General features: G+C 65.1%; 20 protein-coding genes. 12 read left to right on the top strand and 8 right to left on the bottom strand.

Features of this window, described 5'->3' with window-relative positions; genetic code table 11:
- Nucleotides 1-12: 12 nt before the first annotated feature.
- Both FJ942_RS11595 and FJ942_RS11600 read left to right on the top strand, forming a co-directional pair.
- On the top strand, nucleotides 13-2,133 hold the full coding sequence (locus FJ942_RS11595; RefSeq protein WP_140897774.1) for a TRAP transporter permease: 2,121 nt from the start codon (nucleotides 13-15) through the stop codon (nucleotides 2,131-2,133).
- The gene (locus FJ942_RS11600) at nucleotides 2,130-2,513 is read left to right on the top strand and encodes a DUF1850 domain-containing protein (protein WP_140554713.1); all 384 of its coding nucleotides are present in this window, start codon (nucleotides 2,130-2,132) and stop codon (nucleotides 2,511-2,513) included. The genes FJ942_RS11595 and FJ942_RS11600 overlap by 4 nt, the downstream gene beginning before the upstream one ends.
- A 298-nt stretch (nucleotides 2,514-2,811) precedes the next feature.
- Here the strand turns inward: FJ942_RS11600 and FJ942_RS11605 are convergent, their stop codons facing one another.
- The gene (locus FJ942_RS11605) at nucleotides 2,812-2,952 is read right to left on the bottom strand and encodes a hypothetical protein (protein WP_013892047.1); all 141 of its coding nucleotides are present in this window, start codon (nucleotides 2,950-2,952) and stop codon (nucleotides 2,812-2,814) included.
- 400 nt (nucleotides 2,953-3,352) lie between these two features.
- Here FJ942_RS11605 and FJ942_RS11610 point away from each other — a divergent pair, with 400 nt between their 5' ends.
- The 3 genes from FJ942_RS11610 to ligD all read left to right on the top strand — a co-directional run bounded on the left by FJ942_RS11610 (nucleotide 3,353) and on the right by ligD (nucleotide 7,375).
- Entirely contained in the window at nucleotides 3,353-3,859 is a 507-nt protein-coding gene (locus tag FJ942_RS11610) for a ferritin-like domain-containing protein (protein WP_140491790.1), read from the top strand.
- 111 nt (nucleotides 3,860-3,970) lie between these two features.
- On the top strand, nucleotides 3,971-4,849 hold the full coding sequence (locus FJ942_RS11615; RefSeq protein WP_140514137.1) for a Ku protein: 879 nt from the start codon (nucleotides 3,971-3,973) through the stop codon (nucleotides 4,847-4,849).
- A 12-nt stretch (nucleotides 4,850-4,861) separates the two neighbouring features.
- Nucleotides 4,862-7,375 (top strand): DNA ligase D, encoded by a 2,514-nt coding sequence (ligD, locus tag FJ942_RS11620; RefSeq protein WP_140554712.1) that lies wholly within the window; start codon nucleotides 4,862-4,864, stop codon nucleotides 7,373-7,375.
- 78 nt (nucleotides 7,376-7,453) lie between these two features.
- Here ligD and FJ942_RS11625 read toward each other — a convergent pair whose 3' ends face one another.
- Complete coding sequence (locus FJ942_RS11625; protein WP_140554711.1) at nucleotides 7,454-8,128, bottom strand: winged helix-turn-helix domain-containing protein; 675 nt, start codon at nucleotides 8,126-8,128, stop codon at nucleotides 7,454-7,456.
- Nucleotides 8,129-8,290: 162 nt separating this feature from the next.
- Between FJ942_RS11625 and FJ942_RS11630 the strand changes: the two genes are divergently transcribed.
- Nucleotides 8,291-8,623: an NIPSNAP family protein gene (locus tag FJ942_RS11630; RefSeq protein ID WP_140491782.1), complete on the top strand. Its 333-nt coding sequence runs from the start codon at nucleotides 8,291-8,293 to the stop codon at nucleotides 8,621-8,623.
- Complete coding sequence (locus tag FJ942_RS11635) at nucleotides 8,620-8,964, top strand: antibiotic biosynthesis monooxygenase (protein WP_140554710.1); 345 nt, start codon at nucleotides 8,620-8,622, stop codon at nucleotides 8,962-8,964. The genes FJ942_RS11630 and FJ942_RS11635 overlap by 4 nt, the downstream gene beginning before the upstream one ends.
- Before the next feature lie 45 nt (nucleotides 8,965-9,009).
- On the opposite strand, the gene mbfA is transcribed toward FJ942_RS11635, so the two are convergent.
- Nucleotides 9,010-9,993, bottom strand: coding sequence for an iron exporter MbfA (mbfA, locus tag FJ942_RS11640; protein WP_140491779.1), 984 nt, complete (start codon nucleotides 9,991-9,993; stop codon nucleotides 9,010-9,012).
- A 177-nt stretch (nucleotides 9,994-10,170) separates the two neighbouring features.
- Here mbfA and FJ942_RS11645 point away from each other — a divergent pair, with 177 nt between their 5' ends.
- Both FJ942_RS11645 and FJ942_RS11650 read left to right on the top strand, forming a co-directional pair.
- Entirely contained in the window at nucleotides 10,171-10,494 is a 324-nt protein-coding gene (locus FJ942_RS11645; protein WP_140514141.1) for a hypothetical protein, read from the top strand.
- A 147-nt stretch (nucleotides 10,495-10,641) separates the two neighbouring features.
- Nucleotides 10,642-11,622 carry a threonine/serine dehydratase gene (locus FJ942_RS11650; protein ID WP_140554709.1) on the top strand — a complete coding sequence of 327 codons (981 nt, stop codon included), beginning with the start codon at nucleotides 10,642-10,644 and terminating at the stop codon, nucleotides 11,620-11,622.
- A 112-nt stretch (nucleotides 11,623-11,734) separates the two neighbouring features.
- On the opposite strand, the gene FJ942_RS11655 is transcribed toward FJ942_RS11650, so the two are convergent.
- The 5 genes from FJ942_RS11655 to FJ942_RS11675 all read right to left on the bottom strand — a co-directional run bounded on the left by FJ942_RS11655 (nucleotide 11,735) and on the right by FJ942_RS11675 (nucleotide 15,987).
- Nucleotides 11,735-12,040 carry a DUF1236 domain-containing protein gene (locus FJ942_RS11655; RefSeq protein ID WP_140491773.1) on the bottom strand — a complete coding sequence of 102 codons (306 nt, stop codon included), beginning with the start codon at nucleotides 12,038-12,040 and terminating at the stop codon, nucleotides 11,735-11,737.
- 257 nt (nucleotides 12,041-12,297) lie between these two features.
- A complete protein-coding gene (locus FJ942_RS11660; protein ID WP_140897776.1) occupies nucleotides 12,298-13,434 on the bottom strand; it encodes an ABC transporter permease in 1,137 nt (378 codons plus the stop codon).
- Entirely contained in the window at nucleotides 13,431-14,351 is a 921-nt protein-coding gene (locus FJ942_RS11665; protein WP_140897778.1) for an ABC transporter ATP-binding protein, read from the bottom strand. The genes FJ942_RS11660 and FJ942_RS11665 overlap by 4 nt, the downstream gene beginning before the upstream one ends.
- Nucleotides 14,348-15,301, bottom strand: a complete 954-nt coding sequence (locus FJ942_RS11670; RefSeq protein ID WP_140491767.1) for an HlyD family efflux transporter periplasmic adaptor subunit — start codon at nucleotides 15,299-15,301, stop codon at nucleotides 14,348-14,350. Before FJ942_RS11670 ends, FJ942_RS11665 begins: the two co-directional genes overlap by 4 nt.
- The gene (locus FJ942_RS11675) at nucleotides 15,298-15,987 is read right to left on the bottom strand and encodes a CerR family C-terminal domain-containing protein (RefSeq protein ID WP_140554708.1); all 690 of its coding nucleotides are present in this window, start codon (nucleotides 15,985-15,987) and stop codon (nucleotides 15,298-15,300) included. The genes FJ942_RS11670 and FJ942_RS11675 overlap by 4 nt, the downstream gene beginning before the upstream one ends.
- 92 nt (nucleotides 15,988-16,079) lie before the next feature.
- On the opposite strand from FJ942_RS11675, the gene FJ942_RS11680 reads away from it, so the two are divergent.
- The 3 genes from FJ942_RS11680 to FJ942_RS11690 all read left to right on the top strand — a co-directional run bounded on the left by FJ942_RS11680 (nucleotide 16,080) and on the right by FJ942_RS11690 (nucleotide 18,325).
- Nucleotides 16,080-16,553, top strand: coding sequence for a CYTH domain-containing protein (locus FJ942_RS11680; protein ID WP_140491763.1), 474 nt, complete (start codon nucleotides 16,080-16,082; stop codon nucleotides 16,551-16,553).
- Nucleotides 16,550-17,488: a CHAD domain-containing protein gene (locus FJ942_RS11685; RefSeq protein ID WP_140897779.1), complete on the top strand. Its 939-nt coding sequence runs from the start codon at nucleotides 16,550-16,552 to the stop codon at nucleotides 17,486-17,488. Before FJ942_RS11680 ends, FJ942_RS11685 begins: the two co-directional genes overlap by 4 nt.
- A 237-nt stretch (nucleotides 17,489-17,725) precedes the next feature.
- The gene (locus FJ942_RS11690; RefSeq protein WP_140897890.1) at nucleotides 17,726-18,325 is read left to right on the top strand and encodes a DNA-3-methyladenine glycosylase; all 600 of its coding nucleotides are present in this window, start codon (nucleotides 17,726-17,728) and stop codon (nucleotides 18,323-18,325) included.
- Nucleotides 18,326-18,332: the final 7 nt, after the last annotated feature.

An 18,332-nucleotide genomic window follows, 5' to 3' on the forward strand; every position in this document is an offset into this window, starting at 1 on the left:
GGAGTGCATCGGATGAGCGAAACAACGCATGGAACGACAGCCGACGGCAAATCCTCCACCTTCCATCTCCCCGTCGCCGAAGAGCAGGTCGAAGGCTTGCCGCCGGGCTTTGGCGAGGGCATCGCCGGCAAGGCTGCCTTCCTCATCGCCGTCGCCTTTTCCGTGTTCCAGATCTACGTCGCCGCCTATGGCAGCATCCCGAGCCAGGTGGTGCGGGCCATGCATGTCGGTTTCCTGCTGCTGCTCGGCTTTGGCCTGATCGCCAACCTGCGCGCCCGAAGCCTGCCGGCCAAGGCCGTGTTCTGGGCGTTCGGCGTGCTCGGCTTCGGCACCGGCCTCTACAATTGGGTGTTCTACACCGACCTCATCCGCCGCTCCGGTTTCCTCACCACGCCGGATCTTGTCGTCGGCGCGGTGCTGGTGGTGCTGGTCTTCGAGGCGGCCCGGCGGCTGATGGGACTGCCGCTGGCGATCATCGCTTTCATCTTTCTCGCCTATTGTTTCGTCGGCAACCATCTGCCGCCGCCCTTCATCCATCGCGGCTACGATTTCGCCCAGCTCGTCGACACTTTCGCCTACGGCACCGAAGGCATATACGGCACGCCGGTCTATGTCTCGGCCACCTATATCTTCATCTTCGTCGTCTTCGCCGCCTTCCTCGAACGCGCCGGCATGATCGCGCTGTTCAACGATTTCGCGCTCGGCCTGGTCGGCTCGTGGCGCGGCGGCCCGGCGCAGGTCTGCGTTTTGTCCTCGGCGCTGATGGGCACCATCTCCGGCTCCGGCGTTGCCAATGTCGTGGCCAGCGGCCAGTTCACCATCCCGCTGATGAAGCGCTTCGGCTTCCGCTCGGCCTTCGCCGGCGCCGTCGAGGCGACCTCCTCGATGGGCGGCCAGATCATGCCGCCGGTGATGGGCGCGGTCGCCTTCATCATGGCCGAGACGCTGAACATCCCCTATGCCGAAGTGGTCAAGGCGGCGATCATCCCGGCGCTGCTCTATTTCGGCGCCTGTTTCTGGCAGGTGCATCTGGAAGCCGGCAAGGCCGGCCTGCACGGCATGGCCAAGGCCGAACTGCCCAATCCCTGGGATGCCGTGCGCCAGCACTGGCCGCTGGTGCTGCCGCTGGCGGCCCTCATCTATCTCCTGTTTGCCGGCTACACACCGATCTTCGCCGGCACGATGGGGCTGGCGCTGACCATCGTGCTCATCCTCGGCACCCCACTGGCGGCCCTGATCGGACCGCTCGCCTTCCGCGTCGTCTTCTGGCTGGCACTCGGGCTCGCCGCCGCCTCGTTCATGCGCTTCGGCGTCAACATACTCGGCCTCGTCATCGCCGCGCTCGTCGTCGCCTGCTTCGCCTTCAAGGGCGGGCGCGAAACGCTGCGGATCTGCGTGGATTCACTCGCCGAAGGGGCCAAGAACGCGCTGCCGGTCGGCATCGCCTGCGCCATCGTCGGCATCGTCATCGGCACGCTGACGCTCACCGGCATCGCCTCCACCTTCATCGGCTGGATCATCTCCATCGGCCAGGACAATCTGTTCCTGTCTCTGGTGCTGACCATGCTCACCTGCCTGGTGCTCGGCATGGGCATCCCGACCATTCCCAACTACATTATCACCTCCTCGCTGGCCGGCCCGGCGCTGCTGTCGCTCGGCGTGCCGCTGGTGGTCAGCCATATGTTCGTCTTCTACTTCGGCATCATGGCCGATCTTACGCCGCCGGTGGCGCTGGCCGCCTTCGCGGCCGCCCCGATGGCCAGGGAAAGCGGCCTCAAGATCGGCATCCAGGCGACCAAGCTTGCCATTGCCGGTTTCGTCGTGCCGTTCATGGCGGTCTACACGCCGGCGCTCATGCTGCAGGATCCAGGCCCGATCGCCGCCCAGTTCGGCTACCCCGTCGAGGTCGCCTACATCGTCGTCAAGGCGTGCATGGGCATCGTGCTGTGGGGCGCCGCCGCCGTCGGCTTCCTTGCCAGGCGCATGGCGTGGTGGGAACGGCTCGTCGCCTTCTGTGCCGGCGTGCTGCTGGTCGCGGCGATCCCGCTCACCGACGAGACGGGCTGGGCATTGTCGTTTGCCTGGATCGGCTGGCACTTCTGGCGCGCGCGGCGGGCGGCGGCCCAAGCATGAGCCTGTGTATCCTTGCCGCCGGCAAGACGGCGACGCTCGCGGCCGCCGCCTTCACCCTGTCCTGGACGCACTCGGTGGAGCGCACGCGCTGGGAGGAGCACTGGAAGGTGATGCCTTCCGGCCTGCAAGTCACCGAGGCGCGCATAAAGGGCTCGGGCGCCGGCATGGAACCACCCGAGGGCGCGGTGCTGCGAGACGGCTGGTGGGCCTATGCGCCGAAGGCCGGGCCGCAGCGAAGCCTTATGCTCGCCGCCTCCGGCGCGACCGGTGATGGTTGGACACTGTGCACAGATCAGGGTTGCCGAGAACTCGGCAAGGTGGCCGGCGGCACGATTGTGCTGGAGCCGTGTGCTCCGGACGGCACGAGCCGGCCGCGGTAGCGCACGATCATCCCGGCTGGAGCCGACGCCGTCGAAGACGGTCAGCGGCTGGGTTGCATCGAAGGGTATTCAGAAGGACGGCTTGGACTGGACCCGACTGGACTGGAGAAGGTCGCTTACGCGGGCCTCGGCGGCTCGTGTCCTGAGACATTAAGCCGGCGAAGGCGGTCTCAAAGCCGCGGCGATGTCGCACGCCGCCGATCGGCGAAGGTCGGGCGCTCGGCGCGATAGGTGGTGGCGCGCGACTCGACGTCAGGCCTGCAGATGCGGCTGTTGTGTCGGCTCTCGAAAGTCATGGTCAGTGCGCGCCCAGCGAGGTGCCGCGACGAGCGCAGGCCGGGCCCGGCCCGCGCATGTAGTAGCGCTCGGGCCGATAGGTCGGCGCGACGAATTCGCGGATGGCTGCGGCATAGCCGATGAGGTGCGTGAGGAAGTTCATTTTACCTGTCCCTGTCCCGACTTTCGGGTGTCCCTTCCGAATTGCGGAAATCATAGCGTCGAGGCGTGAATAGTCGGTGAACGCGATGTTAATTTCTGGTCGAAAACCCGTCGCTTCATGGCCGGAATGCGGCTGATTCGGGGTCTTTCCACGCCTTTTGTCGCCATTTCGGCGTGTGTGACTTTTGCATCACATATGTTTCGTTTGGATGTCGCCTGGGTGCGGTTGCGTTTCAGCTTTCGCCCTGGCGGGAGAATTTTCCTTGCTCGCCGCCGCAAGTCCGGAACCCGGCTTGGGACGAGACGTTGATTCTTCGAGCCGGCATGGCCGGCCCATGGGGCCGCCGACCTGCGGCCCCACGCTAACCCGCAACCGCAAGAGCAAAGGAAGGGCCGCAATCATGGGCTTCTTTTCGAAGGACATCAAAACCCTGGACGACCTCTTCGTGCACACGCTGCGCGACATCTATTATGCCGAAAAGCAGATCGAGAAGGCATTGCCGAAGATGATCGACAAGGCGACGGATCCGCAGCTGAAGGCCGGCTTCGAGAAACATCTCGAGCAGACCAGGGGCCATGTCGAGCGCGTCGAGCAGGTGTTCGAACTGCACGGCGTCAAGGCCAAGGAAGTCAACTGCCCCGCCATAGACGGCATCCTCGAGGAAGCCGACGACGTCAGCGGCGACGTCGACGACAAGGAGGTGCTGGACGCGGCGCTGATCGCCTCGGCGCAAGCGGTCGAGCACTATGAGATGACCCGCTATGGCACCTTGATCGCCTGGGCCAAGCAGCTTGGCCGCAGCGACTGCGCCAACGTGCTGGCCAAGAACCTCAAGGAAGAGCAGGCGACGGATCGCAAGCTGACCGAAATAGCGGAAAGCAAGATCAACCTGCAGGCCGCCGAATAGGGGCTGAAAGAGCCGGGGCCGGTGGCAATCGCGCCGGCCTTGGCTCGACCGGATTGGAACCGTTGGGGTCGTCGTCCGTTCCAGCCAGGTCCTTCTCTACAGGAAATCATCATGGCGCCGCGTCCCGCCTGGAGAGGCTATCTGAAGCTTTCGCTGGTCACCTGCGCCATCGAACTGACCAATGTCGTCACCCATGCCGAGAAGGTCTCTTTTCGCATCCTCAACCGCGAGACCGGCAACACGGTGAAGCGGATCTATGTCGACGCCGAAACCGGCAAGCCGCTTGAGGATGGCGACGAGATAAAGGGCTACGAGGACGACGATGGCAAGTTCATCCACATCGAAGAGGACGAGATCGAGGCCATCCAGATCGAGTCCTCGCACACGATGAGCCTCGACGGCTTCGTCGACAAATCCTCCATCGAGCAGATCTATCTCGATACACCCTATTACGTCGCGCCGGCCGACAAGGTCTCGCAGGACGCTTTCGCCGTCATCCGCGACGCGATGGCCGGCAAGAAGATGGCGGGTCTGGCGCGCATCGTGCTCTATCGGCGCGAACGTCCCGTGGTCATCGAACCGCTCGGCAAGGGCATGGTGCTGACGACGTTGCGCTACGACAACACGGTGCGCCAGCCGGACACCGTCTTCGGCGACATCGAATCGGTGAAGACGGATCAGGAGATGACCGATCTGGCCGAGCTCATCATCGACAAGAAGAAGGCGAAGTTCGATCCCTCGAAATTCGAGGACAAGTACGAGGATGCGCTGCTCGAACTGATCCGCGCCAAGAAGGCGGGCCGCAAGGCGCCGAAGGCCAAAGCGGCGCCCAAGCCGTCCAACGTCGTCAATCTTTTCGACGCTCTGAAGAAGAGCCTTTCGTCGGACGGCGGATCGGGCGAACGCCGCGGCAAGGCCTCCGCGAAAGCCAAACCGGCGGTCAAACGCGGCAAGCCGAAAGAAGCCGCGCCCAAGCGCAAATCGGCGTGAGGACATCAAGGGATGGCTAGCCTCGAACAATATCACGCCAAGCGCGATTTCAGGAAAACCGCCGAACCCCCCGGCAAGGTCGCCCGCGGCAAGAAGAGCGAGGCAGGCGGCATCTTCGTCATCCACAAGCACGCCGCGACCAGGCTGCATTACGACCTGCGCCTCGAACATGCCGGTGTGCTGTGGAGCTGGGCGGTGACGCGCGGGCCCAGCCTCGATCCGCACGAGAAACGGCTCGCCGTGCATGTCGAGGACCATCCGATCGACTATGCGCCGTTCGAGGGCACCATTCCCAAGGGCGAATATGGCGCCGGCTCGGTCATCGTCTGGGACGAGGGCACATGGGTGCCCGAGGGCGATCCGGCCAAGGCGATGAAGAAGGGCCATATCAACTTCGAGCTCAACGGCCACAAGCTGCACGGCCGCTGGCACCTGGTGCGGCTGAGACCGCGCCCCGGCGAGAAGCGCGACAACTGGCTGCTGATCAAGTCGGACGATGGCGCGGCGCGCCCGGGCGAGGATATTCTGGAGGAAGCGCCGAAATCGGTGAAGTCGGGCCTGACGATCGAGGAGGTCGGGGCGGGCAAGGCCGCGAAAGGGGAGAAGGCGAAAGTCTGGCACTCCAACAAACCGGCCGCCGAAAAGGCGAAGGCCGGACACGCAAAGCGCCTCGACTTCATCGAGCCGCAACTGGCCACGCTCGAGCGGGAAGCGCCGCCGGGCGAGGACTGGCTGCATGAGGTCAAGTTCGACGGCTATCGCATGCAGGCGCAGATCGCCGGCACGGACGTGCGGCTGCTCACCCGCACCGGCCTCGACTGGACGAAGAAATTCGGCGACGCGATCGTCGCCGAGCTCGCCGGATTGAAATGCAGCGACGCCATCATCGACGGCGAGATCGTCGTGCTGGCCGACAGCGGCGTCTCTTCCTTCGCGCTTTTGCAGGCCGACCTGTCGGCGAAGCGCACGGATCGCTTCATCTACTACGTCTTCGACCTGATGCGGCTGAATGGGCGGGACCTGCGCCGCGAGCCGCTGGTCGAGCGCAAGCAGGCCTTGCAGGAATTGCTGGCCAGCCAGCCGGAGGATTCGGCGGTCCGCTTCAGCGACCATTTCGCCGAGCCCGGCAAGGTGATGCTCGAGCATGCCTGCCGCATGGGACTGGAAGGCGTCGTCTCCAAGCGCGCCGACGCGGTCTACCGAAGCGGGCGCGGGCCGTCCTGGGTGAAGTCGAAATGCACGCTGCGACAGGAGTTCGTCATCGCCGGCTACCTGCCGTCCGACAAGACCGGGCGCGGGCTGCGTTCGCTGCTGCTTGGCTATTTCGAGGCCGGCAAGCTGCACTATGCCGGCCGCGTCGGCACCGGCTTCTCGACCGGCGGCGCCAATGCCCTGAAGAAGAAGCTCGATGCGCTGCAAACGAAGTCGTCGCCCTTCGACAAGGCCGTGCCGAGGGGCAAGGGCCTGGTCTGGGTGAAGCCGGAGCTTGTCGGCGAAGTGGAGTTCCGCAGTTGGACCTCCGACCGTATAGTACGCCACGCCTCGTTCCAGGGGCTGCGCGAGGACAAGCCGGCGGAGGAAGTCGTGCAGGAAAAGCCGAAGGCACCGACAGGCAAAAGCACGGCCCGGGCCAAGCCGGCGTCAAGCGGCGCAACGCCGGCAAGGGCGGCAACCACCACGGTGAAGCTGTCCCACCCAGAAAAGCTGCTGTGGCCCGACGAAAAGATATCCAAGCAGGGGCTGCTCGATCATTACGCGCTGGTGTGGCCGCGCATGAAACAATTCGTGGTCAACCGCCCGCTCAGCCTGGTCAGGGCCCCCGACGGGGTCGGCGGCCAGCGCTTCTTCCAGAAGCATGCCTCGCCAGGCATGCATGACAAGATCGAGAAAACGAGGGATCCCACGGATGGCGAGGAAATCCTGTTTATCCGTGACTTCGACGGCGTCGCGGCACTTGTCCAGCTCGGCGTGGTCGAGATCCACATCTGGGGTTGCACCATCGACGAGCTCGAACGACCTGACCAGATCGTCTTCGATCTCGACCCCGATGAAGGCGTCGACGTGAAGGCGGTGCGGGCGGCGGCACTCGACATAAGGGGCAAGCTTGACGAGCTGTCGCTGCCCAATTTCGTCAAGACGTCGGGTGGCAAGGGCTTTCATGTCGTCGTGCCGCTGAAGCCGTCGGCCAACTGGGAGGAGGTGAAAGGCTTCGCCCATGATTTCGCGCGCGCGCTGGAACAGGGCGCGCCCGACCGCTACACAGCGACGCTGTCCAAGAAGGCGCGCACCGGCAAGATATTCGTCGACTATCTGCGCAATGGCAGCGGCGCGACCACGGTGGCGCCCTACTCGTCGCGGGCCAAGAAGGGTGCCACGGTGTCGATGCCGGTGACCTGGGCCGAGATCGAGGCCGGCCTGCCGCCGAACGCATTCCCCATCGGCGACAAGACGACGCTGAAGCAACTCGCGGAAGCCGATCCGTGGAAGGATTTCTTCAAGAAGGGGAAGGTGTTGAAGCGGGGGTAATCCTGCCCGCATTTGCAGCGCGGCGATCCTTCGCGCCTGTCCCGCCGACGAATCGATGCTGGCAACAGCGCCGATAGCTCAAGCCAAAAACACCTTCTCGAACGCCTGTTTGCCGGGCGGCGAAAAAATCACGGCGCGGCTGTCCTTCTCCCGGCGCGCCCATTTCTCGGTGAGGATCTTGTCGAGGATGGCGGCGCCCAGCGTGCCGGCGAGATGCGAGCGCCGTACGCTCCAGTCGAGGCAGGCGCGGCACACCGGCCGCCGGGCCTTCGCCTCCACATCGATCCCTAGCGCCGCGAAATGCGAGGCGGCCGAAGGCGCCAAGCGGATTTCGCCGTGGTCTCGCAGCAGCAGTCTCCGGTCGATGAGGCGGTCGAGCATCGCCACCGCCTGCTCGCCGGCAAGATGATCGTAGCAGACGCGCGCCACGCGCATCGCCCCGTCGCGCGGGCCCGGCCGCACGCGCCTGGGGCCGATGGTTTCGGCGACGCCGGCGATGGCTTCGATCATTTCAGCCACCTGCGGCCCGGCGAGCCCGTAATAGCGATGCCGGCCCTGGCTTGCCACGGTCAGCAGCCCGCCTTCCATCAGTTTCGACAGATGCGAGGAGGCGGTCGGCATCGAGACGCCGGCCTCAAGCGCCAGTTCGCTTGCCGTCAGCGCCGTGCCGCCCATCAGTGCGTTGAGCATGTTGGCGCGGGCCGGGTCGCCGATCAGGCTGGCGATGCGGGCAATGTCGGGTCCTTCGCGCATAGTTTCATCCCTATCGAAGCATTCTCGCCAGATAATCACTATCCTTCGCTGAGCTCAAGGAGCGCTGATGATGCTCCTGACAGGAAACTGCTTAGCACACCGGCGTGGGCGCCGTTTCGACAGAGATCGAATTATCGATGCGACAAATCCAGGGAGACCGGAATGACCATCACCTGCTTCATCCGCTACGAGATCGATCCGTTCGGCAAGGCCGCGTTCGAGGAATATGCCCGTAACTGGGGCCAGGCCATTCCGCGCTGCGGCGCCGACCTGATCGGCTACTACGCGCCGCATGAAGGCTCGGCCACGACCGCCTATGCGGCCTACAACATAGAAAGCCTGGCTGCCTATGAAGCCTATAGGGCCCGGCTTGCCGCCGACCCGGCCGGCAAGGCAAACTACGAATTCGCCCGCCGGGAAAAATTCATCCTCAAGGAGGACCGCATGTTCCTGAAACTGGCGTCCGGCCCGCACGCGAAGCTGGTGCTGCCGTGATCGCCGTCATCTTCGAGGTCGAGCCGGCCGCGGGCAGGCGCGATGCCTATCTGGACATCGCCGCGCAGTTGCGGCCGCTGCTTGAAAGCATCGATGGCTTCATCTCGGTCGAGCGCTTCCAGAGCCTCGCCAATCCGGACCGCATCCTGTCACTATCGTTCTGGCGCGACGAGGAAGCGGTGAAGGCCTGGCGCAACACGCAAGAACACCGGCAGGCCCAGCAGGCCGGGCGCGGCGGCATCTTTGCCGGTTACCGCCTGCGCATCGCGCACGTCGTGCGCGATTATGGCTTGAGTGAAAGGCAACAGGCGCCGGTGGATAGCCGGGCGGTGAACGGGTAATCGGCAGGTCCTTCCTTCTCCCAAAAAGGGGAGAAGGGATGAACCCTATGCGTTCCCGATCAGCACGCCTGCCGCGAACACCAGCGCGCCGCCGAGCACCACCTGGAAGGCGGCGCGCAGGAAGGGTGTCTGCATGTAGCGGTTCTGGACGAAGGCGATCGCCCAGAGTTCGAAGAACACCACCACGGCGGCAACCGCGGTCGCCGTCCAGAAATGCGGGATTAGGTAGGGCAGCGCATGGCCGAGGCCGCCGAGCGTCGTCATGATGCCCACGGTCAGGCCGCGCTTGACCGGCGAACCGCGGCCCGACAGCTTGCCGTCGTCGGAGGCGACCTCGGTGAAGCCCATCGAGATGCCGGCGCCGATCGAGGCGGCGAGGCCGACGAGAAGCGTCTGCCAGGTGTCGTGCGTGGCAAAGGCGGCGGCGAAGATCGGCGCCAGCGTCGATACCGAACCGTCCATCAGTCCGGCCAGTCCCGGCTGCACATAGGTGAGGATGAACTGGCGCTGCTCGGCCGTCGCCTCCTCGACCTTCACGGTGCCCGGCACGTGCTGCTGCTCCAGCCGCTGCGCCATGCTCTCATGGCTCTGTTCCGCCGCCGCCAGTTCGTCGAGCAGCTTTCTGGTCGAGGCATCGGTGGTGCGCCTGGCCGCCTCGACATAGAACAGGTAGGCCTGCCGCTCCATCGCCTCGGCCTGGCGGCGTACCTGCTCGATGCCGAGCGGTTTGACCAGCCAGTCGGGCTTGCGCTCGTAATAGCCCTTCACATGCTCGCGCCGGATCAGCGGAATGCGCTCCCCGAAACGCCTGCGGAAAAGCTCGATCAGCGCGTCGCGATGACCGTCCTCCTCCTCGGCCATGTCCTCGAACATCTTGGCCGATTGCGGAAAATCCTCCGCCAGCCCATCCGCATAGGCGCGATAGATGCGCCCGTCGTCTTCTTCCGACGAGATGGCAAGCGCCAGGATCTCCTGTTCGGAGAGCGAATCGAAGGAGCGGCGGCCGAAGCCGAAAACACGGGAAAGCATGAGGAAATCACCCTAGTTTAGAATTGTTCTAAACTAAAGTTTGCTGCCGCATCGGTCAATCGTGCGCCTGGGCAGTGGTCAAGATTTGTTGAAGCCGCCATTCGGCGCCGCCTCTTCATTATCGGCAAATGTTCACTTATATGACCAAACTCAAGCCAACAACCGAGGAAGCCGCCGATGACTGCAAAGCCGGACGCCCATCACTTCGACCCGAAACCCGTCCTCGACCTCATAGCCAGCATCGAGGCCGATCTGCAGCGCCTGAAAGGTCTGGTCGAGCAGCAGATCGAGAAGTTCGATCCCGCCAACCCGCACAACAAGACCCTCGACGGCAAGCTGACCGAGGAAGGCGTCGAGTGCTGCTACCGCATGTTCGACGAAGGCAAGTCGCGCTATTCGGTCTCCCAGCAGATGAAGATTTCCTTTGCCGCCGCCACCCATCGCTTCAACGCCTGGCGCAAGGCCGGCGGCAACAAGCGGCAGCGGACGTTGTTGGGGTGAGGGTTGAACTGGACGGACCGGCAGGCAGGTGACTGCCAGCACTGCCGGCCGTCGTGATCCCAAACCTTGTGACGGTTACATTTTTTTGTTGGCCTCGCGCGGCCCTTTGCGTGCACCATGGCCGGACCACATCTTACAGGACCCGCCATGACCACGCCTCCCGGCATCGCCGATATCCACGCCGCCGCCGCCCGGCTCTCCGGCCTTATCGTCGAGACGCCGCTGATCGAATCGCCCGAGCTCAACAGCCGCTTCGGCGGCCGCATCCTGTTCAAGCCGGAAACGCTGCAGCGTACCGGCTCGTTCAAGTTCCGCGGCGCCTACAACAAGCTGTCCTCGCTATCGGCCGAGGAGCGCGGCCGCGGCGTGGTCGCCTTTTCCTCGGGCAATCATGCGCAAGGCGTTGCCGCTTCCGCCGCCATGTTCGGCGTCAGGGCGGTCATCGCCATGCCGTCGGACGCACCGGCCATGAAGATCGGCAATGTCCGCAAGATGGGCGCCGAAGTGGTCGCCTTCGATCGCGTCCGCGAAGACCGCGTGGCCGTGGTTCGGCCTTACGTGGAGAAGGGCATGGTCCTGGTGCCGCCCTATGACGATCCCGCCATCATCGCGGGCCAGGGCACGATCGGCCTCGAACTGCTGCGTCAGGCCAAGGCGCTTGGCGTGAGCCTCGACGCCGTCATCGTTCCCTGTGGCGGCGGCGGGCTGAGCAGCGGGATTTCGATGGCGGTCAAGGACGGTTCGCCCGCCACCGCCGTCTGGGCGGCAGAGCCGGAATTTTTCGACGACACCAGCCGGTCGCTGGCCAAGGGCGCCAGGGTAGCGAACGAGCCCGGCCACACCTCGATCTGCGACGCGCTTCTCGTCGCCGAGCCGGGCGCGCTCACCTTCGAGATCAATCGCAAGACGCTGGCCGGCGGGATTGCCGTCTCGGAGGAGGCGACGAAGCAGGCCATGCGCGACGCCATGGCCCATCTCAAGCTCGTCGTGGAGCCCGGCGGCTGCGTCGGGCTCGCCGCGCTCTCGTCGGGCAGGATCGACTTGGCCGGCAAATGCGTGGCCGTGGTGCTGTCTGGCGGCAATGTCGATTTCGACGCCTATGCCAAGATCATGGCTGCTGCCGCTTGACGCCCGCCCTGCATGGCAGGGCGGGCAGCCTTGTTGTTTCGCAATTCCGGATGGAAACCGCTGCGCACTTTTCCTGGAATTGCCCAGTGCCCGTCAGCTGATGACGGTGCCGTCAGTCGATGACTTTCACGATGCGACGGGTTCCGGGATCGACGAGGACGGTCTGACCGTTGACGACGACATAGCGGTACTGCACATCAGGAACATCGATCGCATGCAGCTCAACAGTGTCCGGCAAGGTCGAGCCGATGGCCAGCTGGACGCCCAGCAGGTCGACCGAGGCGATCGGCTTCTTGTGCACATATTCGCGGATAACGGTCTCCTGCTGCGGCTCGATGATCACGTCCTGAGCAGCGGCGGCACCGATGCCGGCGGCTAGCAGAAGCCCGGCCGCAGTGGCGGAAAGATACAGTCTCATCATTGCCTCCATTGCTGGTCGATAGAGCGCAATACAGTTGCAAGTCTCGGCTCTATCTCGTTGTTTTGGTGGCATTCCGCACCCCGCCAGATGATCCGGCCGGACTCGAGATGCCAAAGGCTTCGCTTGCACTGAGGGGGCCGTCTTGGCCCGCAAGTGGCAGCGGCGAGGCTGATCGACAACGCCGGGGCAGAAGCATGGTTCCAACGGGAGGGTCCAGGGCTCGATGGAACCCTGGACCGCCCCAGCGGCTGTTTTCAGTCCAGCGTGCGGCGGAAGCGGACAAGGGCGACGCCGGCAAACAGCGCCACGAACACCACCAGCCAGCCGATCTCCACGGCCACCGCCGGCAGCTGCGCGCCCTTCAGCATGACGGCACGGGTAATGCGCAGGAAATGCGTCAGGGGAAAGATCTCGCCAAAGATCTGCGCCCAGCCCGGCATGCCGCGATAGGGAAACATGAAACCCGAAAGCATGATCGACGGCAGGAAGAAGAAGAAGGTGAGCTGCAAGGCCTGCATCTGCGTCCGCGCAACGGTCGAGATCGTGTAGCCGAGCAGCACCAGCGACAGCACGAACACCAGCACCGCCGACAAGAGCAGCGTCATCGACCCCGTAAAGGGGATGGCGAACAGAAGCTTCGACGCCGCCAGCACCACCACGACCTGAACCGCGCCGACCGCCAGATAGGGCAGCACCTTGCCCAGCATGATCTCGAGCGGGCTGGACGGCATGGCGAGCAGGTTCTCCATCGTGCCGCGCTCTGTCTCGCGCGTCAGCGCGATCGAGGTCATCATCACCATCGTCATCTGCAGGATGACGCCGAGCAGGCCGGGGACGATGTTGTATTGCGAGATGCCCTCCGGATTGTAGCGCCGGTGCACGACCACATCGAGCTGGCCCCGGGCTGCCTCGGCGGCGGCCTCCTGCATGCCTTGCGCTCGAAGCAGCGCCTGGCCGGCGACGGTGCTGAGCGTCGAGATGGCGCCGCTGGCAACCGCCGGGTCGGTGGCGTCGGCCTCGATCAGGATCTGCGGATTGTCGCCGCGCTCCACCCGCCGCGCGAAATCGGCCGGAATGGTGACGACGAAGGCGACGTCACCGCGCGCCATCAGGAATTCGGCCTCGTCGGCACTTTGCGCCACATGGTCGAAACGGTAGTAGCCGGTGGTCTGCAGTGCCGAGATCATGGCGCGCGTATAGGGATCGCTGCTCGTCGCCACGAGTGCCGCCGGCAGGCTCTTCGGGTCGTTGTTGATGGCGTAGCCGAACAGCACCAGCTGTATCAGCGGCACGCCCAGCATCATGGCGAAGGTGATGCGGTCGCGGCGCATCTGGATGAACTCCTTGATCAGCAGCGCGCCGAGCCGGGCGAAGGAGAAGACCGCGTTCATGCCATGTTGTCCTTCGAGCCGGACATGAACCGGATGAAGACGTCCTCGAGGCTGGTTTCGCCCGGCGCCACCGTCACGCCCTTGTGCTCCTTCTCGACATCGGCCAGCGCCGTCTCCAGCTTCTTCCTGTCGGCTCCCACGACATGCAGCGTCGCGCCGAACGGCGCCACCTGGTCGACGCCCGGCCGGCCTTCGAGCGCTTGCGCCACCTGGTCGAGGCGCGGGCCCTGCAGCACGAAAGTGGTCAGGCCGGCATTCCTGACCACCTCGGCGACGGTGCCCGTCGCCAGCATCTTGCCGTAGGAGATATAGCTGATGCGGTGGCAACGCTCGGCCTCGTCCATGTAGTGGGTGGAGACCAGCACGGTCAGCCCGCCGCTCGCCAGCCGGTGGATCTCGTCCCAGAACTCGCGCCGCGCCTTGGGGTCGACGCCGGCCGTCGGCTCGTCGAGCAGAAGCAGCTTGGGCTTGTGCATGATGCAAGCGGCCAGCGCCAGCCGCTGCTTCCAGCCGCCCGACAGCGTCCCGGCGAGCTGGTTGCGGCGTGTCGTCAGGCCGAGGTCCTCCAGGGTCCTGGCGACATGCTCCTCGACCGGCTTCAGCCGGTAGAGCCGCGCCACGAATTCCAGGTTCTCGCCGATCGTCAGATCCTCGTAGAACGAGAATTTCTGCGTCATGTAGCCGACCTCGCGCTTGATGCGCAGGCTGTCGGTGAGGATGTCGAAACCCAGCACTGTGCCTTCGCCCTCGTCCGGGGTCAGCAGCCCGCACATGATGCGGATGGTGGTGGTCTTGCCCGAGCCGTTGGGGCCGAGGAAGCCGACGATCTCGCCTTCCGCCACCGTCATCGTGACATGGTCGACGACGGTCTTGTCGCCGAAGCGCTTGACCAGGCCGTGCACGTCGATGACGTTCATTTCCCTGAAACCGCCAGCTCGACGTCGACGATCTGGCCCGGCTGCAAGGCGCCGGCGCCGCCCTCCGGCCGCGCCTCGACGAGGTAGACCAGCTTCTGCCGGTTCTCCAGCGAATAGATCACCGGCGGGGTGAATTCCGGATCGGGCGAGACATAGCTGACGCGCGCCTTCACATCCGGGCCGCAACCGTCGCAATGGACGCGGAGCAAGGTGCCGACCTTGACCGAGGAGAAGGCGGCTTCCGGTATATAGACGCTGAGCTTCACCGCGCCGTCGGGCAGCACGGAGATGACGGGCGCGGTCGGACCTGCCGTGTCGCCCGGATTGCGAATGACGTCGCTGACGCGGCCCGGAGAAGGGGCCGCCAGGGTGCGCTTGGATAGCCGCCACGCTGCTTGGTCGAGCGCGGCCTGTGCCTGCTTGACCTGACTTTCGGCGGCCTTGATCGTCTCGGGACGCGCCGGCAGGCCGCCCGCGGCGAGATTGGCCTGCGCCTGTCCGACCTGCGCGTTGGCCGTCTCCAGCGTGGCCGAGGCGGTGTCGTAGTCGGCCTGCGTGCCGGTGCCGCGCTTGAAGAGGTCGGCAGCGCGGTCGTATTTGCGTCTGGCATCGTCAGCCTGCGCCTTGGCCATGTCGACCTGGGCCTTGAGGGCGGCGATTTCTTCCGGCCGCTTGCCTACCTGCAGATCGGCAAGCTGCGCCTGCGCCTGGGCGAGACTTGCCGTGGCCTGTGCGACCGCGATTTTCGCGTCGGCGTTTTCCAGCGTCACGATCGTGGTGCCCGATGTGACGCGATCGCCGCGCTTGACCGCGACGGTCTCGACCTGCGCCACCTCGATCGGCGCCAGCAGCACATAGTCGCCTTCGACATAGCCGACGGCCAGCGGCGAAGCCGGTGCGCAGGCGCCGAAGAGTTGAGCGGCAAGCGGCAGCGAACAAAGAAAGCTCATCGTCTCGATCCCTTCCGGGCGGCCAGTATGGCGCCGAGGTTGTCCGATGTGACGGCCGCCACCTTGGCGGCCTCGGCGGCGCCGATCTCGCGCCAGCCCATTCGGCGCATGACCGCCTCGCGGCCGATGCGGAAATAGATGACCTGTCCGATCAGCGTGAACACGGTGAGCCGGGTCGCCTCGCTCTCGGCCGCCTCGCCGGTCGCCTGTTCCCAGAGCAGGCAGAGGCGCCGATGCGTCGGCTCGAACACGCCGTCATAGATGCGGTCGAGCGCCGCGGTCGGGTGCGAGAGCTCGCGCAGCACGAACTGCACGATCTCACCGGCCTGCGGCTGCGCCACGACGAATGCCACCATCCGCTCCAGCGCGGCGAACAGCTGCGCGCGCGCCGTCTCGGCGTTCGCGATTGCCGGCGCCCGCGTCTCGCCGAGTGCCTGGCCGGCGACCGATTGTATGGTGTCCACGATATGGTCGGCGGCGGCGAGGCGCAGCCCCTCCTTGCTGCCGAAGTGATAGGCGATGGAACCGATATTGGCCTTGGCCTCCGCCGCGATCTCGCGCGTGGAGGTGCCGTCGAAGCCTTGTCGTCCGAACAGCTTGAGCGCCGCGCGGACCAGCGCTTCACGCGTCATCTCCGCAGCGGGCGGCTCACGGCGAGGAGTTCGGGCTTCGGGCGGCTTGATCATGTGGCATACTTTAATCAATCGATTGATTAAAGTCAAATCCGAGTTCGGACATGGCTTGCCATGCCGGCCCGCGCGGGCTTTAGTGCGCGGCCATGGGCAAGGAAGTCGAGCGCAAGTTCCTGGTCTCCGGCACGGCATGGCGGGATCTGGTCGAGGCGGACATCCGCATCCTCCAGTTCTATCTCGCCGCCGCGCCAGGACGCACGGTGCGCGTGCGCATCAGCAACGGCGCCTCGGCCAGGTTGACGCTCAAATTCGGCAGCACGGCGCGGGAGCGCGACGAATTCGAATATCCCATTCCGCTGGCCGACGCCGTGGAGATGCTCGGCTTCGCCATCGGGCGTGTCATCGAGAAGACACGTCATCATGTTAGGCATGGCGGCTATCTCTACGAAGTCGATGTCTTCGGCGGCGCGCTGGCGGGGCTTGTGATGGCCGAACTCGAAACGCCGGACGATGTTCCGGATGAAATGCTGCCAGACTGGCTCGGCCGCGAAGTGACTGGCGAACAGAAATTCTACAACGCGTCGCTCGCCCTCGGGGGGATTCCGGAGATCGCCGCATGAGCTTTCGCATCGATCCGCGCCTGCCGCTGACCGGCGAGGTCAGGCGTATCCTGGCCGAGGAAATCGGCAAGGCGCTTGCTCATCTCGACATGGCGCGTGACAGGCCGGAACAGGGACTGCACAAATCCCGCAAACGACTGAAGAGCGTACGCGCCTTGTTACACCTCGTTCGTTCCGGAAACGAAACATTCTGCCGCACGGAGAACGAGTGCTACAGGCAGGTCTCGGCATTGCTCGCCGGACCGCGCGAGGCGACCGCCTTGATCGAGACGATCGACCGCCTGGCCGGCGCCTTTCCGGGGCAAAGCGCTGGTGACGGCCTTGGCCCCGCCCGCGATCGCCTGGTGATGCGCCAGCACGCGCTTCATGCCGGCGCCGGTCTCGATGCGGCCATAAAAGCTGCCATCGCCGCCTGCCAGGAGGGCCTCGAACGCGTCGACAGGCTGTCCTTGCCGGACCAGCCGGAGCAGGCCGCCGACATTCTGGCGGAGGGCGCCCGCGCCACATTGCGGCGCGCGCGCAAAGCACTGGACAAGGCGGCCTCGAGCGGCGGGGCCGAGGATTTCCACGACCTGCGCAAGGCGGCCAAGACCCACAGCATGCATCTGTCGCTGCTCGGCCGCCTGTGGCCGACGCCAATCAAGGCTCGTCGCAAGGCGGTCGACAAGCTCGCAGAGCAACTCGGCGAACTGCACGACGTCTTCGTCATGCGCGCGATGCTGGAGGCCGGCGGCGAGCCGCTTGGGCCGCCCGGGGATACGAAACTCCTTCGCAAACTCCTGAAGCATTCCGAAAAGAGCCTGAGGAAGTCCTGCCTTGCCGAGGCGGCCGAACTGTTCGGCGACAGTCCCAGGCGCTCGACGAAGAAGCTGGCCCGCAAGGCGCGCGACGATCTTGCCGGCGCTCCGCCCGCGGAGGAATTGGCGGCGAGGTGACGCAACGGCATTCATCGCCGGTCATGCCGGCATTGGCCGTGTATGGCTCGCCGGGAGGGGCTGGCCCTTCATTCGCGCACCGGCATCGGTACCGACGGCAAGTCGATCCTCTATATCCCGCTGATGAACGAGGGCGAAGTCGCGGCGCTGAAGCTGGATTGAGAAGATTTTCGGAGCCGGCCGCACGAGAGCCTTTGCCACATGGGCCGGGCGGATCTAAAACCAGCCGCCATGAGGATGGTCGTCCGCCGCCCGCTCGCTCGTTCGGAACTGCCGCACGATACGGCCGCTCTCGCGCGCTATCTCATCGGCAAGATCGTGGTCCGGGAATTGCCCGAAGGCATTGCCAGCGGCCGCATCGTCGAGACCGAGGCGTATGTCGCCGGCGATGCTGCCGGGCACGGCTTCAGGGGAATGACCCCGCGCAATCGCTCGCTGTTCCTCGAGCGCGGGCATGCCTATGTCTATCTCGCCTACGGCATCTCATACATGCTGAATGTCTCGAGCGAGATGCCCGGCATCGGAACCGGCGTCCTGATCAGGGCATTGGAGCCGCTCGACGGCATTCCGATCATGCAGCTCAATCGCGGCATCGAGCGCCTGCGTGACCTGGCGCGAGGACCGGGAAGGCTCGCCATGGCGTTGCGGATCGACCGTTCGCTCGACGGGCTCGATCTTTGCCGGGAAGGCCCTCTATGGCTTGCAAGCGATGGCCGCGACCCCGGCGAAATCGGGCAGAGCGTTCGGATCGGCATTTCGAAGGATGCCGACCGCCTGCTGCGATTTTACGTCCGGGGAAGTCCGTTTGTCAGCGATTCACGATCGCTCAACCCATGAGAGGTGC

It is taken from the genome of Mesorhizobium sp. B2-4-2, assembly GCF_006442845.1.
GTDB lineage: Bacteria > Pseudomonadota > Alphaproteobacteria > Rhizobiales > Rhizobiaceae > Mesorhizobium.

What these genes read in the sequence shown, in the direction of transcription:
- FJ942_RS11665 (WP_140897778.1), bottom strand. Translation starts at nt 14,351, where the DNA reads ATGAACGTCATCGACGTGCACGGCCTGGTCAAGCGCTTCGGCGACAAG.
- FJ942_RS11670 (WP_140491767.1), bottom strand. Translation starts at nt 15,301, where the DNA reads ATGAGCTTTCTTTGTTCGCTGCCGCTTGCCGCTCAACTCTTCGGCGCC.
- FJ942_RS11680 (WP_140491763.1), top strand. Translation starts at nt 16,080, where the DNA reads ATGGGCAAGGAAGTCGAGCGCAAGTTCCTGGTCTCCGGCACGGCATGG.
- FJ942_RS11625 (WP_140554711.1), bottom strand. Translation starts at nt 8,128, where the DNA reads ATGCGCGAAGGACCCGACATTGCCCGCATCGCCAGCCTGATCGGCGAC.
- FJ942_RS11685 (WP_140897779.1), top strand. Translation starts at nt 16,550, where the DNA reads ATGAGCTTTCGCATCGATCCGCGCCTGCCGCTGACCGGCGAGGTCAGG.
- FJ942_RS11660 (WP_140897776.1), bottom strand. Translation starts at nt 13,434, where the DNA reads ATGAACGCGGTCTTCTCCTTCGCCCGGCTCGGCGCGCTGCTGATCAAG.
- FJ942_RS11650 (WP_140554709.1), top strand. Translation starts at nt 10,642, where the DNA reads ATGACCACGCCTCCCGGCATCGCCGATATCCACGCCGCCGCCGCCCGG.
- mbfA (WP_140491779.1), bottom strand. Translation starts at nt 9,993, where the DNA reads ATGCTTTCCCGTGTTTTCGGCTTCGGCCGCCGCTCCTTCGATTCGCTC.
- FJ942_RS11630 (WP_140491782.1), top strand. Translation starts at nt 8,291, where the DNA reads ATGACCATCACCTGCTTCATCCGCTACGAGATCGATCCGTTCGGCAAG.
- ligD (WP_140554712.1), top strand. Translation starts at nt 4,862, where the DNA reads ATGGCTAGCCTCGAACAATATCACGCCAAGCGCGATTTCAGGAAAACC.
- FJ942_RS11655 (WP_140491773.1), bottom strand. Translation starts at nt 12,040, where the DNA reads ATGAGACTGTATCTTTCCGCCACTGCGGCCGGGCTTCTGCTAGCCGCC.
- FJ942_RS11605 (WP_013892047.1), bottom strand. Translation starts at nt 2,952, where the DNA reads ATGAACTTCCTCACGCACCTCATCGGCTATGCCGCAGCCATCCGCGAA.
- FJ942_RS11690 (WP_140897890.1), top strand. Translation starts at nt 17,726, where the DNA reads ATGGTCGTCCGCCGCCCGCTCGCTCGTTCGGAACTGCCGCACGATACG.
- FJ942_RS11615 (WP_140514137.1), top strand. Translation starts at nt 3,971, where the DNA reads ATGGCGCCGCGTCCCGCCTGGAGAGGCTATCTGAAGCTTTCGCTGGTC.
- FJ942_RS11645 (WP_140514141.1), top strand. Translation starts at nt 10,171, where the DNA reads ATGACTGCAAAGCCGGACGCCCATCACTTCGACCCGAAACCCGTCCTC.
- FJ942_RS11675 (WP_140554708.1), bottom strand. Translation starts at nt 15,987, where the DNA reads ATGATCAAGCCGCCCGAAGCCCGAACTCCTCGCCGTGAGCCGCCCGCT.
- FJ942_RS11610 (WP_140491790.1), top strand. Translation starts at nt 3,353, where the DNA reads ATGGGCTTCTTTTCGAAGGACATCAAAACCCTGGACGACCTCTTCGTG.
- FJ942_RS11595 (WP_140897774.1), top strand. Translation starts at nt 13, where the DNA reads ATGAGCGAAACAACGCATGGAACGACAGCCGACGGCAAATCCTCCACC.
- FJ942_RS11600 (WP_140554713.1), top strand. Translation starts at nt 2,130, where the DNA reads ATGAGCCTGTGTATCCTTGCCGCCGGCAAGACGGCGACGCTCGCGGCC.